The following is a 14,716-nucleotide window of genomic DNA, read 5'->3' on the forward strand; positions in this document are numbered from 1 at the left end:
TTTGAGCGACTGGAGGCGGCACGAAAATTTTATTCACTCTACTCACTAAAAAACGACAATCCGTAAAAATTGAGAATAATCGTCATATCAACAACCTAGATTCATCAGGCCATTAAATTCGTTCTAATGCGAACCCCGCACCTTAATTTCCTCCTTCAAAAAACGCCACACCAGCGGATCAGTCATTGCGGCAACATTAATTCGCATCCGCGTAGATGGTTGCTGGTTCGGTGAAAACATGCTTCCCGGTGACAGTAAAATTCCTTGTTCTAATGCCGCCTCGGCCAGCGCGTTGGTGTCGCAGCTGGCGACGATAAATAGGTAATTTAGTTGACGAATTTTTCGATAAATTAGCTCAAATACTTGTATTTTGGAGAAGATAATTTTGACGATTATCTTAATAAACTATCAAACGGATATGACTAAGCCATGACAATTGTGGTGCAAATTCTAGATTTTTTAATAAACTGACAAAATAATTGACTATTAATTATCCGTGATAGTAGTGTCTGCCTTGCTAAAGGATTGGGCGCTCTTATCGCAATGGCTAGCTGATGCCGTATCTCGTTGGGACAGGATTTCCCTGATTTCCCCTTAGCACAACCTCAAATGTATTACCGAAGAAAGCATCCTTTTGGATCTAACGCGTGGCAGCGCCTTGAGCCGCTCGTGATGATGTGGAGGATGCTTAACGCCTTAACGAAAGTCGTTTGAGTAGTTGTTACAGGTCGACGTTCGTCTAAGAAATTTACTACCACTTAGTTAAATTCACGGAGAAAAAATGTCACGAAATCAGGGAGTTTTAATCAAAATGCGCCCCTTGGCGTTTGTTATTGCGGCAACGTTTGCCGTCAGTGCACAAGCGGGCACGACGTCTACTTGGGTGCCGACGGCCACCAAGTCATATTTGAACACCCACCCGGCTCGGGCAAGTGCAATGGCTCAGCAGGTGATGGAATTGTCTGCCGGTGCACCTGTTCAAATTGCGGTGAGCCTGAAACTACGCAACAAGGGGGTGCTCAACGCACTGAGCGCCAGCATAGGGGCCGGTGGCAAGCAATATTTGACCCCAACGCAATTTGCGGCACAGTTTGGACCGACGCAAGCGCAGGCCAATGTGGTCGTTTCTTATTTGCAAGCGGCCGGTTTTCGAAATGTGACGGTCGCACCGAATCGCATGCTGGTGACCGCCGACGGTAATGCAGCGACGGTGAAGACCGCGTTTAATACCACGTTGATCAGTTATGCCAAGAACGGCAGGCAAGTTTATGTGAACGCTGGCGACGCGATGGTGCCGCAAGTTCTGGCCGATGTTGTGCTGGCAGTTCATGGTTTACAGACTGCCGATCTTTTGCTGCCCTTGACCCAGCGTGTATCAAGTAAGCTGCAGATGCAAGCCGTGGTAGCCGGTCATAATGGCACGGATTTTTCAACCATGTATGACGCCGACAGCTTGCCGGCTGCAACCAATATCTCGATTGCGATCATTGCACAGGGCGATATTTCACAATCGCTGATCGACTTGAATGCGTTCGCGTCGCAGAGCGGCTACCCTGTAGTCAGCACACAGGAAGTCGACACCGGCACCAAAACCAGCGATACCACTGGCACCGATGAGTGGGATCTCGATAGTCAATCTGCTCTCGCCGCAGCCGGCGGCAGCGTTAAGAAGATGATTTTCTACGTAGCCCCCACCTTGGCTGATTCCGACCTCGCCATCGCATTTAACCGCGCCGTAACCGATAACCTTGCCAAAACGATTATCGTTGCGCTCGGCGAATGCGAATCGATAGCGCAAGCCAACGGCAGTATGGCAACCGAAGATCAGATCTTCCAACAAGCGATGGTCCAGGGGCAGGTATTTTCAGTCGGCGCAGGTGATGTCGGATCGCAAGAATGTCCTGCGCCGTCGACCGGTCAAAGTTATCCGGCGACCTCTCCCTATGTGATCGCCGTTGGTGGCACGACCCTGAATTCGACCGGTACCGTGTACGCCTCCGAGACCGTATGGAGCGGGTCCGGCGGTGGAGCGAGCATCATCGAGCCAGCTCAGTCGTGGCAAGTGAATGCTGGTGTGCTGACCGGTTCCAATCGCGGTGTGCCTGACATTTCCTTTGACGCCGATCCGAACAGCGGCTTCATGGTCATGAGCAGCGGTGTGCCGACGCTGATCGGTGGCACCAGCTTATCGGCCCCCTTATTTGCTGGCTTCTGGGCCCGAATTCAATCGGCGCATGGTAACGCAGTAGCTTTCCCTGCCTCGCTGTTTTACAGCAACAACGCGGCTGTTCTCGCGGTTTACCATGACGTAACAAGTGGCAGCAATGGCGCCGCCACCGCCAAGGCCGGCTGGGACTACGCATCGGGTTGGGGCAGTATGGACGTTGCTAAAGTGAATGCATTAATTAGTACCGCGCCACCACCACCACCACCACCACCGACTAGTATCATCGTCAACGGCGGTTTTGAATCCGGTAGCACGGGTTGGAATGACGCAACCGGCGATATCGGAATATGGAGCAATGAACCCGCCTTTGCAGGTTCTTACGACGCGTGGATGGGCGGTATTATCAATTCCAACGAAAATCTGTACCAGAAGATCACGATTCCGGCCGCGGCTAAATCAGCGAACCTGGCTTTCTACCTGCATATCGACACGCAGGAAAGTGGTGCCAAGGCGTATGACATGCTCTATGTTCAGGTGAGAAATACGAGCGGTACTTTGTTACAGACCCTGGCTACCTTTAGTAATGCGAATGCAGCGTCAGGATATCAATTGCACAGTTACGATCTGAGCGCCTACAAGGGTCAGGCAATCGAAATTTATTTTAATTCGACCAATGACCACGAGTATCCGACTTCCTTCGTGATCGATAACGTCAGCGTGACAGCCCAGTAATCACACATCCCACATAATCGTAGATATTCTATGGAGAACCTAAATGAATAAAATTTTGATAGCTTTGTTTTTGATGTTGCAGTCCTTTTACGCGTTGGCTAGCGATCAAAGCGACTGCGCTGCCGGAGCGGGTGCATATATATCCGGAATCGTGGTCAGTGGCCCAGTCTTTCAGGCCGCATCGTCGACCTTGCAAGGTGTACAGTTGAGCCACACCCATGTGCAGCTCTTGTCTGACCAAGACGGCCAGACTTATGACGTCGCGATCGACAACGTCTACGCGGTGGACTATGTTTTGAATGCCACCACCATTCCAAAGTCGCTCGCTGCAATTCACGTGAATGACCGTCTCTCGACGTGCGGAGCCTTATATACCAGCGGCGGCCTTGGCACCCATTGGGTGCACAATAATTGCAACGTTCCAGGGACCGCGGCTGCACCCAACGGCTTTATCAAGAAGGCACCGACGCGGGGGCCTGTGTATGCCAACCTCGAACGTAGCATGACCTATTGCTATTTGTGGGGCGAATAAATCTGAAATGAGTTAGGCCCGACACACCGATCGTCTGAGGCTATCGGTGTGGTGTAATAACAGAGGAAAAACGATTAGGGGCGTAAAAAACTGAATGCACAAAGTCGACATACTATAAAGCTCGACTGGGTTTTCAACCCAGTATCTATAAAAACAAATGCAAGTTTGAATTGCTGTTTCCAGGAACCCCGTTTGTCGCTTCAGGGCGTAGTCCGATTACTTCCCACTGAAAAAAATGAAAATAATCGTCGGGTAATCTGGTTCGATTTATCGGGGTATTTATTTCGTTTTAATGCGAACTCCGCACCTTAATCTCCTCCTTCAAAAACCGCCAAACCAGTGGATCAGTCATCGCTGCGACATTAATCCGCATCCGCGTTGATGGCTGCTGATTCGGTGAAAACATGCTGCCGGGGGACAGTAAAATTCCTTGCTCTAATGCGGCCTCGGCCAGTGCGTTGGTATCGCAACCGGCGTCTACCCACAAAAACATACCAGCCGGGGTGAAAATGTCGACTTTGACGCCGATGTTTTCTAGCTGTTTGGCAGTGGAAAGCCTGACTGGATCTAGTTTGCTGCGCACCCGTTCTATGTATTTACGATAGTGACCTTCGGATAAAATTTTATACACCACGCGCTCGCCGATTTCGGTGGTGGTTAAGGTCGATAACATTTTGCGATCGGATAAGCGACTGGCTAATTCGTGCGACGTTGCGATGAAGCCGACCCGCAAATTGGCAGCTAATAATTTGGAAAATCCGCCCAAATAAATCACTCGGTTTAATTGATCCAAGCTAGCAACCCGGGTCGCTGCCTGAATGCTATTACCGGGATGTAAATCGCTGTAAATATCGTCTTCCACAATAATAAAATCATGCAGTTCAGCCGCTTTTAAAACCTGAAAGGCCTTGGCTGCCGACATCGATGTGGAGGTAGGATTGTGCAGAACCGAATTGGTGATATACAGCTTGGGTTTGTGCAGCGCTGCCATTTCACAAAGCGCGGCAATATCCGGGCCGTCTTGTTGGCGCGGGATGCCGATCACTTTTACGCCCAACACCGCGAACGAACCAAACATTAAAAACCACGCCGGGTCGTCGACTAAAATTGTGTCGCCTGGGTGAGCAAATTCACGCGCGACTAAATCCAGGGCTTGCGTCACGCCGGAAGTGGTGACGATTTGCTCGGGCGTGGCGGCAATTTCAAGTTCGGCCAAACGCAGTTGCAATTGTTGGCGCAGCGGATAAAACCCTTGTGGCGTGCCGTAATGCAGCAATAAATTTTGATTTAAACGGCTGACGGCGCGTAAGCCATTCGCGACCAACTCACCGTCCAGCCAATCGTGTGGCAAAACGCCGGAACCGGGCATTTTATGGGGAGGCATTTGTCGGAACATATTGCGCACCAGCCACACCACATCCAGTTGTTGGGGATTAGTTGGCGCTTGCGGAGTAGCGGTGAGCGGTGCTCTTTCGCGTACAAAGAAACCCGAACCGCGCCGCGATTCTAAATAGCCGCGCGCCACTAATCGGTCATAAGCTTCCACCACCGTAAATCGGGAAACTTCGCAAGTCTCGGCATAACGCCGGATAGACGGCATACGTGCGCCGGTGCGTAATAATTTATCGTCAATTTTGTTTTCGATAATTCGTACAATCTGATCGACTAAGGTGTCGGTGGAGTCGCGTACTAATGCTTGTGTTGGGCTGTTCATGTTGGTTCCCCGAAACTGTATTGCTCATTTTACCGTAACAGCGTAAGAATTAATTGAATAACTGTATCGGTACTGTATTGGTGTTGTCAATTAGGATGGCGGCTTAATTCCACCATTCATTTTGGATTGATTCCTCCATGTCACTACTCCCAAGCAAACAACAACTCGACGCAGCGGCGCAAATTGTCTATGCCGCCATGCCTGCTACGCCGCAATATTCCTGGCCGTTAATTAATGAAGCGCTGGGCTGTGAGGTCTGGATTAAACATGAAAACCACACGCCAACGGGCGCGTTTAAAATGCGCGGCGGTTTGGTATATGTACATGAATTGGCGCAACGCGCTCCGACCGTGAAGCACCTTGTTTCTGCCACTCGCGGCAACCACGGTTTATCGGTTGGGTTTGCTGCACAACGTCACGGAATGACCGCGCACATTGTGGTTCCGCGTGGGAATAGTACGGAAAAAAATGCTGCTATGCGTGCCTTAGGTGTTGATTTGATTGAGTTTGGCGATGACTTTCAAGATTGCCGTGAACATGCAGCGCAATTAGCCAAGAAAAATGACTGGCATATGATTCCTTCTATGCACCCAGATTTATTGTCTGGCGTGGCGAGTTATTGGATGGAATTGTTTACTGCTCAACCTGATCTGGATATTATTTTTGTGCCGATCGGGCAAGGTTCGGGCATTTGCGCCGCAGCGGCGGCTAAGCAAGCGCTGGGTTTGAAAACAAAAATCGTAGGCGTGGTTTCGGCGCATGCTCTGGCTTACAAAAGTTCCTTTGAGGCCGGTTGTAAAATTGAAGCGCCAGTCTCGACTAAATTAGCCGACGGTCTGGCTTGCAGGATACCGGATGATGTGTCGCTGGAAATCATCATGAACACGGTTGATCGCATCGTGGCAGTGACTGACACCGAAGTAGCTGCTGCAATGAAGTTGTTGTTTGTTGCCACCCATAATGTGGCGGAAGGCGCGGGTGCTGCGGCCTTGGCTGCGGCGTTACAGTTTAAAGCTGGGTTGGCAGGTTTAAAAGTCGGCGTGCCGTTATGTGGTGGAAATGTGGATGCAAAGCAGTTTTCCATTATTATTGGTGCCTGGAATTATGCTGAAAAAGATACCGAGGTATGTAGTTAGATTTTTCGCTGGATTCATCAATTAACTTATTGCTAATTCAATATACTGTCGAAAAAACTACTTTTTGTTGACGGGAAGCTCATTGGAATGGTTAAATTTTAGTGCTAAGGAAGGGGGCATATGATTTCCTCATAAATTAGCACTATTTTCAGCGTTTCCCGCCTGTTTTGTATCAATAGTTTGGAATCGCTAAATATTCTACGGTGAATTAAGCATATTACTGAAAAAATCCCACTTTTCTCAGGTTGCAATACAGAATTTGGGGGTATGAATCGGGCAGCTCGCGCCGTACAATACACGGTCTGCGCGCAATACATTTTAGCGTCTCCCTGAATTTACTCTAATCGTCACCTATTGGAACTCATCATGTCATTTTACGAAAAACTCGCCGAATTAAATATTGAATTACCGACAGTTGCCGCTCCCGTTGCTGCGTATGTAATGTATGCGCAAACTGGTAATACCGTGTTTTTGTCCGGTCATATCGCCAAAAAAGACGGCAAGCCATGGGTTGGTCAATTAGGTAAAAACATTACGACCGAAGAAGGTAAATTGGCAGCGCGTTCAGTGGCAATTGATTTGATGGCAACCTTGCAAGCAGCTTGCGGTGGCGATTTGAATCGCGTTAAACGCATCGTTAAATTAATGAGTTTAGTTAATTCCACACCTGACTTTACCGAACAACATTTGGTCACTAACGGCGCCTCAGAATTGATTGCTGAAGTATTCGGTGAGCAAGGCAAGCATGCCCGTTCCGCATTTGGCGTAGCACAAATCCCGATGGGTTCCTGTGTTGAAATTGAATTGATCGTTGAACTTGCCTAAGTAGCGCACAGTACATCGAACCAACACAAACAAAATAATTAAGGCGACACAGTATGAAACTTGACAACCTCACTCCTATTGAATGGAAATTTTCTGAACGTGCTGAGCAATTACAAAGCTCGATGATTCGTGAAATTTTAAAAATTACCCAACGCCCTGAAGTCATTTCATTTGCCGGTGGCTTGCCGTCACCGGAAACTTTTCCGGTAGAGCGCATGCGTGCGGCGTTTGACAAAGTGTTGTCAACATCGGGTAAATCTGCTTTGCAATATGGCCCAACCGACGGCTACGCGCCATTGCGCGAATTCATCGCTAACTCCTTGTCGACCAACGGTGCAAAAATTTCGCCAGACCAGGTATTAATGGTGTCCGGTTCGCAGCAAGGCTTAGATTTATTAGGCAAAGTATTGTTGGATGAAGGCAGCAAAGCGTTGGTAGAAACACCGAGTTATTTAGGTGCGTTGCAAGCGTTCTCCGTGTACCGTCCTGAGTTTGTTTCCGTAGAGATGGATGAGCACGGTTTGCTGCCTTCCGCTGTTGCAGCTAAAGGCGAGGGCGCGCGTTTGTTGTACTCCCTGCCTAACTTCCAGAACCCGACCGGCCTGACTTTATCCACTGAGCGCCGTATTGAGCTGGTAGAAACTTGTGCTCGTATGCGTATTCCATTGTTGGAAGATGATCCGTATGGCGCGTTGTGCTACCGCGGCGAACCATTGCCAAAAATGCTGAACATGAATCCGGACGGCGTTATTTATATGGGCTCGTTCTCTAAAGTGCTCACACCGGGAATCCGTTTGGGTTATGTAGTGGCCCCACATAAGTTAATTCGCAAGTTGGAACAAGCCAAACAAGCGGCTGATTTACATACAGCGCAATTAACGCAAATGGTGGTGTATGAAGTGATTAAAGATGGCTTTCTGGATGAGCATATTCCAACCATTCGCACTTTCTACTCCGGTCAATGCGACATCATGCTGGATGCGTTAAGCAAGCATTTCCCTGCTGGCGTAACTTGGACCAAGCCAGACGGCGGTATGTTTATCTGGGTGAAATTGCCACAGCATATCGACAGCATGGCGTTGTCAACAGAAGCTATCGCGCAAAACGTGGCGTTTGTTCCGGGCGTACCGTTTTATGCGGGTGTGCCAGAAACAAATACATTGCGTCTGAGCTTTGTGACGGTGTCGCCTGAGCGTATTTATGAGGGTATTGAGAAGTTGGGTAAATTGATTGCAAGTAAGTTGAGTAAATAAGCTGAATAAGTCAGCTGTAATTTACTCTTACCCAAAAAAGCGGCCCGTTTCAGTGATTGAAACGGGCCGTTTTTTTATTTAATTCAATGCAGTGTACGTGATTCGGATTGCAACAACATCGACGGCACAATACGCTTATGGAATGGCACGACAAAAAACAGATACACGTGACCTAGCAGATTATGCACATGCACTACGGTGGAAACCGTGACGGCATTCGCTGTTCCATGCAGTGATTTGCAAACCGAAATTTTAGCTTCTAAATGCTTATCCGAATCCGTCAAGATGACTTCATCGTCAGTCATGGAATGGATAGTAAAAATCCCAACCCGGTCACCAACGCGATAACTTGTTGACGGTTTGCAGGATTGAACGTTGCCTAGAGGGCCTAGGTCTTTGAGACCAAACATGGGGGCTGCGCGGTTTCGTAACGCCATCAAAAAGCTGATCCAACTTGGTGTTTTGGCGATGACTTCTAAATATATTTCCAGAGCGGTACGCTTGCAGGGCGCTAAATTTAATTGAAACGCATCATAAAAATGGGCATTTTCAAGGTGCTGACTGATTTGACTATTTACGGGTACGGCGACCATTTTAACCATGTTGCTTGTTCCTCGGTGGATCACTTGTTGGCGTTATTAACCATTTGGGTGAGATGCAGCAGGGTAAGCTGCCCAACTAAGAAAGCCGGCATTAGGTATGCCGAACAACTAAAACGGTTGGTTCACGCCAAAAGCACTTAAATAGTTACGTAAGGAAACAGATTTAAGCATAGATTTTGGCGTGCTGCACGTTTTTTATGCATATTGATTATCACTATTTGAATAGTGTTTTATTTGCATGAAGGTCTAAATATTACTTATAGTTATTTATCTCGCCAAATAAACAAAAAGGGCATCCACAAGGATGCCCTCTACAACAATTAAATTGTCGTTGAAACAAAAAACTAACTCACCAACCAAAATAAGGGCCGGTTCCTTTCTTGGTCGTACTACCTTCTATCACGACATAAACGCTTTTTCCGTAGAAAAACGGCAGACCCCAATCAAAGGTGAGTCCCTGCGGCGTATCTGCTGCTGTGCCGCCCAAATTAATGTAAGCCGCATCGTTATTGTTGACCAACGTATTGGTGTTCGCGACGGCGAAATTGACCGTAGCGGCAGCCGTGCTGCCAGCAACTCCAGACAACGAGGCAGTTAATGACAGGGTACTGGCAGGGCAATAGAAATATTGCGTATTGCCGGTACATTCTGTAATTGGATTGCTGGCCGGCGCATTGAAGAACAAGCCGTTGGAGCCAGAATCAATGTAACTATTAAGGTAAGTTTGCCCCTCAAAGACCGTCGTGAAATTGCCGATATTGTTCAACAACAGAAGGTTGCTATTGGCACTGACATTATCGGCTTGAGTATCAATGCCAAAAGTAAGCGTTCCGGTCGCACTTACCGCGCCAGCTGCGGGAACCGTGTTCAATGTAAGGATGACGCCGTTATTGTCAGTAGCAAATAAAGAGGTTGGATTTTGAACCTGATTAGCGACAGGCAGGCCGATATTGACGCAATTGGTTCCCGTCGTGGAACAGCTAAAATAGACATTTTCGACATTGCTGGCTGATATACAAGCAGGGCCGCAATCTTGTAGCGCCAAGCCGACTCCCAACACGCCATTCGCTGCGAAAAGAGCGGGCGTATTTATATTGGTAGAGCTGCTGTTACTGCCACTACAAGCAGAGGTATCCGTAAACCCAGGGTCTGCCATAACTTGAATGGCGACGTTCTTGGCAGTTTCACCACCAATTTGAATATTCGCAGATTTAATCGGCCCCCATGTATATCCCTGCACAAATGTCAGGCACTCCACAACTGGGTTCCCAGCTACTGTTTGCTGGGTAAGGTTGAGTGTAGATAGCGCGGCTGCGTTTGCTGGCTGGGCAAAAACACGCAAACCGGTTGAGCCGGTATCAACCAAAATATGGTCGATTGTCATGCAGGTAGTTGGGGCAGTTGGTGAGCATAACGTGACACTGACAAAGGGCTCATTCAGTGCGCCAAAAACGTTGCTATCGACACTAACCGCTACAGTATTTTGAGCCGGGGTCGGTGTTGTGCTCCCAGAACTAGAGCTGCTGGAACTAGAGCTACTGCTAGATCCTCCTCCACCGCAAGCGCTCATCAATAAAGCTAGCAATAGTGGCAATGCGATAGAAATGAGTCGATTTGATTTGATTGAAATAGAACGATTCATGGCTAGCCTGTTATTTGATTTGATCTAAGTTAAAGCCGGGAGGTAATAATTTCGGTAGATAGGCGAAGCCCGCAAATGAGCGCATTTGCCCGTGCGACTGCACGACTAAATCATCAGTGTGTATTGCTGCGCTGCGGCGATTAATAGCGAGCGAGGAGGGCTTACGATTGGCAAACTCATCAAAATGGTCGCCCAGCAGCACTTTTAAATTCGGCAAAGTAGGCCCTTGCCAAGTAACCGCTACCACCACGCCATCGGCGTTGGCATATTCTTTAATCTGTGTGCCGGAAGGCATTTTTACCTGATACACATTCAAGGTCTGATCCGTGGCAACTATCGAGCTTTGTTCCTTAATTTGAACCGCTTCCTTGGCGACTGTGCCACCTAATTCGGCAAACGAGGGTGCAGCGCACACCATAAAAAGAAGCGCTAAGGGCATTCTAAATAAAAAGTTTCGCATGATGGATAGGTATGTTGGGTTGAGTTGAGCCGTAGCTGACTAAATTGGATTCTACTCTGCCTAAAACGAAGTGCGGTAACTTTATGTAAAGTAATATAGTTGAGCGACAAAACAGGTGCATTTATATACTCCACTGTTTTTTTAAATGTATGTCAGGGTGCTGTGAAATTAAAATCAGATATTTTTCACTGAGAAAAATCACTGAGTTGGGTAATCTTCATTTATTTCTTTTTCGGGCTTATGATCAAGTAAATTGGTGAATAATAATTTTAGAAATGCATCGGAAGGCATTGGTTTGGCAAAGAAATATCCTTGCCCAATGTCACAGCCGCGTGTGTGCAGCCAATGACTGGTTGGCTCATCTTCTATACCTTCTGCAACAACCACTAAACCGAAGTTGTGGGCAAGATCAACCGTGGATGAAACTATCGCCTGATCGCCTTTATTCTGTAATAATTTGCGCACAAAACTTTGATCAATTTTTAATTCATGAATAGGTAAGTTTTTAAGATAAGACAAGGAAGAATAGCCTGTTCCGAAGTCATCAATCGCCAGTCTGAATCCGGTTTCATGCAGACGTTGAATCACTTCCAAAGCGCGTTCGGGGGAACTCATGAAACAACTTTCGGTGATTTCAAGGGTGATATTAAATGCCGCTAAGTTGTATTTTTTTAACGCAGTCATTAACACGTTAATCAGCTCAGGGTCTAATAAATTCAAGGCCGATAAATTGATAGACACATGTAATTCAAAGCCTTGTTTGCGCCATTCCGAACATTCGCGTACGCACACATCCACTAACCAGGTTGTGAGCGGTCGTATCAGCCCGGATTCTTCTGCCACAGGAATGAATTCAAGCGGAGATATATAACCTTCCACCGGATCTTGCCAGCGCAATAGTGCTTCAGCCCCCACGATTAAGCCCGTTACCAAATCAATTTGCGGCTGATAATGTACTCGCAAATGTTGCTGCATTAAGGCTGCACGAAGTTTGCCGAATAAGAGGTGATGGCGTACAAAAGCCTGTTCTTGTTTAGAGTCGTATATCGACCATTGATTACCGTTTTTATGTGCTTGCAACATGGCTTGTTGCGCTTTATCTAGCAGCAATTGCGGGTCTTTGGCATGATCAGGGTAAATCGCCAGACCTAGCGTAAATTCGCAATAAATAACATAGCCCTGAATCTCGACTGAAATCTGACGCTCCGCAATAAAACGTTCTAAACCTTCATCGTTAAAGGAAGCCCGGTCAGTTGGGTAGGTCACTACAAATTCGTCGCGGTGCGTGTGTGCGAGCGTACCTTTTGCTTCAGTAAAACGGGCCAGGTATTCAACGACTTTGAGTATCAGTTGATCTGCTTTGGCAATACCTAAAATATTACTCATTTCAAGCATGCGTTCTAATCGTAAAATGCACACCACCAACACGCTGTCAGGGTTGCTCGTTTCGTCGATCTGTTGTTTGAGTATGTCCACCAACGTTACCTTGTTCGGTAATTTGGTGAGGCTGTCACGGCTGGCTAATAATTGTAATTGGTCGAGTAATTTTTGGGCGTCGGCGGTTTTAATGACGACTTGTTTTTGTAGCTGCTCTTCGAACCTGCTGCGAAGCTGATTAAACGCTGCCGCAATTAAGATATAGAACACCAGCGAAATAATAAACTGGGCGCTAACTACGGGGGAGTGACGATAGAACACATGTTGTAACTGGCTGGTTCCAATAAAATAAGCCGTCACAATCCCAAGTAAAACCAGGCTATAGCGCCAGCCAAGATGTTGGCCTTTCAAAAAAAAGGCTAGAAATGGCGCGGTGTATACCCAAAAAAGTCCCGTGCCTTCTACCCCGCCAAAGGCGATGAGCCCCATGACAATGCACAGCATGGCAAGCAAAACTAAGGCCTCGGCAAAGCCAACAAAATCTGGGTTGCGGCCTAATATGGTAGCTGGCCCCATCAGAAAAATAACCGAACCTAATTCAATCAAACCAAGTAACGCCATGTTCGGTGTGAACAGGTTAAACAGTGCAAACACAAAGCCGAAAAAAAGACCGATAGTAGCCACAGCCGTGACATTTCGAATCCGTTTTTCAATAGCAATCTTATCTTCAATCTTAAATGCAAAAACATCGACTAAGATATGAAAGATATGACGTGCTTGGCTGGCAATGCTCATGCTGCCCTTTCCGGTTCACGCGTTTTTTTTGCTGATTTCGTCTATCCAGATAACATCCAGATGCTGTGCTTTTGCTAGTCCGTAAAAATCATCCGGGGTCACAGTGCTGCGCCCCATAATGCTCCAGTGACGGTTGAGTTTTCCTAGTGGGTAAAGGGCGTGTAATTGAGGAAATAGGCCCAAGGCATCGTGTGCGCTGCGAAAGCAGTAATAGATGAGCTCCGCGCAACTGAAACGATCAAATTTATTCGTTTCTACGCATTCAAAATCGTAAGGCTCGCCAATCTTTTCTAATGCGGATAATTTAGCATTCTGAATGACTTCATCATGGTTAATTGGCGCGCCTTTGCGTAGTTCGTCTTTTATTTTTTGGCTGGTCAACTCAGATGCAGAATGTTTGCGATGCCGCGGTTGTGGTAACTCTACTTTGTGCGTCATAGTCAGGTCGGGTTTAAGACGTAGCACCACCAAATAATCGCAACGGAACCAAGTCAATATATCTTCGGTATGCACGCCCATCGCCATCGAATGAATTATCATTTGCGGCCCTTCTTGAAAATATTTTTTATTATTTCGAAAATGCGCTGGCACGTTGGCGCGATCATTCTCATTCAGTGGTCCGGCATACATGGCTACGTGGGTAAACCAGCCGGGGTGATAACCGTTTTTGGAGCAAAGGGAAGAAAGCCGGATGAAGTCGCCATCCATATAGCCATCGTAAGCGCGCAATAAAATATCCCCCGGTTGTATGCGACTCAAAATTTCACGCATATCTTGCGCGGTCAGGCGGTAACTCATGGGGTTTTCGACTAAATAACCTGAGGGCAAACCAACCTTCGCCATCGGTCCGGGAGTCGTATTCCAGTACCAGCGCAATGTGGCAAACCACGACATAAAAGCACTTTGAAATGGATCTGAATCGTCCTTTGATTTTCTGAGTTGCACCAAAATGGGTATGACTAGCATCACTACGACGAACCCGCCCAACATGACTTGAATGCCCAGTTTGATCACGCTCACTGGCAATGGCAGATAAGAAGGGTAAAAAATACTGCCTGCGCCATACAAGATAAATATCGGAAGGAACAGGCAGCAAAACGAGTAAAAAAAGTAAATGGGGCGGAGTAAAGCAAGTAGTGAGATCCAAAAAAATTTCATTTTTTAAATTTCCCTCATGGTTGAGATTCGATGTTTCTTTGTGTTGCAGCGAGTAGTCGTTGCCAACAAATAGCTACGCCATTTTATGTGCCGCGCAACATTGTTGCTGGATGGATAGTTTGTTTTTACTCAGAAGATTATCAATCTCGGCGGCTATTTTTTCATGAAGGGTGAAACAGTCCGGCTGAAAATAAGAATAGGCACTGCAAAATTTGCCGATTCCCCCAACTAACTTTAGGTGATCACTGCTATTGACTCAAGATTTTTATGTGTTGAGTCGATAATATTTGGCAGAAAAGAAGTGTGTATGTTGGTAGCGATGG

General features: G+C 47.2%; 11 protein-coding genes and 1 pseudogene. 5 read left to right on the forward strand and 7 right to left on the reverse strand.

The window, feature by feature from the left end; translation table 11 throughout:
- Positions 1-123 precede the first annotated feature (123 nt).
- Positions 124-303 (reverse strand): annotated as a pseudogene (locus S2091_RS24825) (PLP-dependent aminotransferase family protein); the annotation flags it as partial.
- A gap of 478 nt (positions 304-781) precedes the next feature.
- Between S2091_RS24825 and S2091_RS15895 the strand changes: the two are divergent.
- Positions 782-2,899 carry a S53 family peptidase gene (locus S2091_RS15895; RefSeq protein WP_105532938.1) on the forward strand — a complete coding sequence of 706 codons (2,118 nt, stop codon included), beginning with the start codon at positions 782-784 and terminating at the stop codon, positions 2,897-2,899.
- A 43-nt stretch (positions 2,900-2,942) separates the two neighbouring features.
- Entirely contained in the window at positions 2,943-3,431 is a 489-nt protein-coding gene (locus S2091_RS15900) for a hypothetical protein (RefSeq protein WP_243405456.1), read from the forward strand.
- A 289-nt stretch (positions 3,432-3,720) separates the two neighbouring features.
- Here S2091_RS15900 and S2091_RS15905 read toward each other — a convergent pair whose 3' ends face one another.
- Complete coding sequence (locus S2091_RS15905) at positions 3,721-5,145, reverse strand: aminotransferase-like domain-containing protein (RefSeq protein ID WP_105532939.1); 1,425 nt, start codon at positions 5,143-5,145, stop codon at positions 3,721-3,723.
- A gap of 137 nt (positions 5,146-5,282) precedes the next feature.
- On the opposite strand from S2091_RS15905, the gene S2091_RS15910 reads away from it, so the two are divergent.
- The 3 genes from S2091_RS15910 (at position 5,283) to S2091_RS15920 (ending at position 8,359) form a co-directional block, all read left to right on the forward strand.
- Positions 5,283-6,281 carry a threonine dehydratase gene (locus S2091_RS15910; RefSeq protein WP_105532940.1) on the forward strand — a complete coding sequence of 333 codons (999 nt, stop codon included), beginning with the start codon at positions 5,283-5,285 and terminating at the stop codon, positions 6,279-6,281.
- Between the two features lie 366 nt (positions 6,282-6,647).
- Positions 6,648-7,106 carry a RidA family protein gene (locus S2091_RS15915; protein WP_105532941.1) on the forward strand — a complete coding sequence of 153 codons (459 nt, stop codon included), beginning with the start codon at positions 6,648-6,650 and terminating at the stop codon, positions 7,104-7,106.
- Positions 7,107-7,159: 53 nt separating this feature from the next.
- Positions 7,160-8,359 carry an aminotransferase-like domain-containing protein gene (locus S2091_RS15920; protein WP_105532942.1) on the forward strand — a complete coding sequence of 400 codons (1,200 nt, stop codon included), beginning with the start codon at positions 7,160-7,162 and terminating at the stop codon, positions 8,357-8,359.
- Positions 8,360-8,442: 83 nt separating this feature from the next.
- Here the strand turns inward: S2091_RS15920 and S2091_RS15925 are convergent, their stop codons facing one another.
- The 5 genes from S2091_RS15925 to S2091_RS15945 all read right to left on the reverse strand — a co-directional run bounded on the left by S2091_RS15925 (position 8,443) and on the right by S2091_RS15945 (position 14,393).
- Positions 8,443-8,961, reverse strand: a complete 519-nt coding sequence (locus tag S2091_RS15925) for a DUF2867 domain-containing protein (protein ID WP_105532943.1) — start codon at positions 8,959-8,961, stop codon at positions 8,443-8,445.
- A 349-nt stretch (positions 8,962-9,310) separates the two neighbouring features.
- Positions 9,311-10,603, reverse strand: a complete 1,293-nt coding sequence (locus tag S2091_RS15930; protein WP_105532944.1) for a DUF3443 family protein — start codon at positions 10,601-10,603, stop codon at positions 9,311-9,313.
- Between the two features lie 10 nt (positions 10,604-10,613).
- Positions 10,614-11,063 (reverse strand): DUF2844 domain-containing protein, encoded by a 450-nt coding sequence (locus tag S2091_RS15935; RefSeq protein WP_105532945.1) that lies wholly within the window; start codon positions 11,061-11,063, stop codon positions 10,614-10,616.
- Between the two features lie 198 nt (positions 11,064-11,261).
- Positions 11,262-13,235 carry a putative bifunctional diguanylate cyclase/phosphodiesterase gene (locus S2091_RS15940; protein WP_105532946.1) on the reverse strand — a complete coding sequence of 658 codons (1,974 nt, stop codon included), beginning with the start codon at positions 13,233-13,235 and terminating at the stop codon, positions 11,262-11,264.
- Positions 13,236-13,250: 15 nt separating this feature from the next.
- The gene (locus S2091_RS15945) at positions 13,251-14,393 is read right to left on the reverse strand and encodes a hypothetical protein (RefSeq protein WP_105532947.1); all 1,143 of its coding nucleotides are present in this window, start codon (positions 14,391-14,393) and stop codon (positions 13,251-13,253) included.
- Positions 14,394-14,716 lie beyond the last annotated feature (323 nt).

Source organism: Solimicrobium silvestre (assembly GCF_002976435.1).
Taxonomy (GTDB): Bacteria; Pseudomonadota; Gammaproteobacteria; order Burkholderiales; family Burkholderiaceae_D; genus Solimicrobium; species Solimicrobium silvestre.

Coding starts and splice junctions, on each gene's coding strand:
- S2091_RS15895 (WP_105532938.1), top strand. CDS start 782: ATGTCACGAAATCAGGGAGTTTTAATCAAAATGCGCCCCTTGGCGTTT.
- S2091_RS15900 (WP_243405456.1), top strand. CDS start 2,943: ATGAATAAAATTTTGATAGCTTTGTTTTTGATGTTGCAGTCCTTTTAC.
- S2091_RS15905 (WP_105532939.1), bottom strand. CDS start 5,145: ATGAACAGCCCAACACAAGCATTAGTACGCGACTCCACCGACACCTTA.
- S2091_RS15910 (WP_105532940.1), top strand. CDS start 5,283: ATGTCACTACTCCCAAGCAAACAACAACTCGACGCAGCGGCGCAAATT.
- S2091_RS15915 (WP_105532941.1), top strand. CDS start 6,648: ATGTCATTTTACGAAAAACTCGCCGAATTAAATATTGAATTACCGACA.
- S2091_RS15920 (WP_105532942.1), top strand. CDS start 7,160: ATGAAACTTGACAACCTCACTCCTATTGAATGGAAATTTTCTGAACGT.
- S2091_RS15925 (WP_105532943.1), bottom strand. CDS start 8,961: ATGGTTAAAATGGTCGCCGTACCCGTAAATAGTCAAATCAGTCAGCAC.
- S2091_RS15930 (WP_105532944.1), bottom strand. CDS start 10,603: ATGAATCGTTCTATTTCAATCAAATCAAATCGACTCATTTCTATCGCA.
- S2091_RS15935 (WP_105532945.1), bottom strand. CDS start 11,063: ATGCGAAACTTTTTATTTAGAATGCCCTTAGCGCTTCTTTTTATGGTG.
- S2091_RS15940 (WP_105532946.1), bottom strand. CDS start 13,235: ATGAGCATTGCCAGCCAAGCACGTCATATCTTTCATATCTTAGTCGAT.
- S2091_RS15945 (WP_105532947.1), bottom strand. CDS start 14,393: ATGAAATTTTTTTGGATCTCACTACTTGCTTTACTCCGCCCCATTTAC.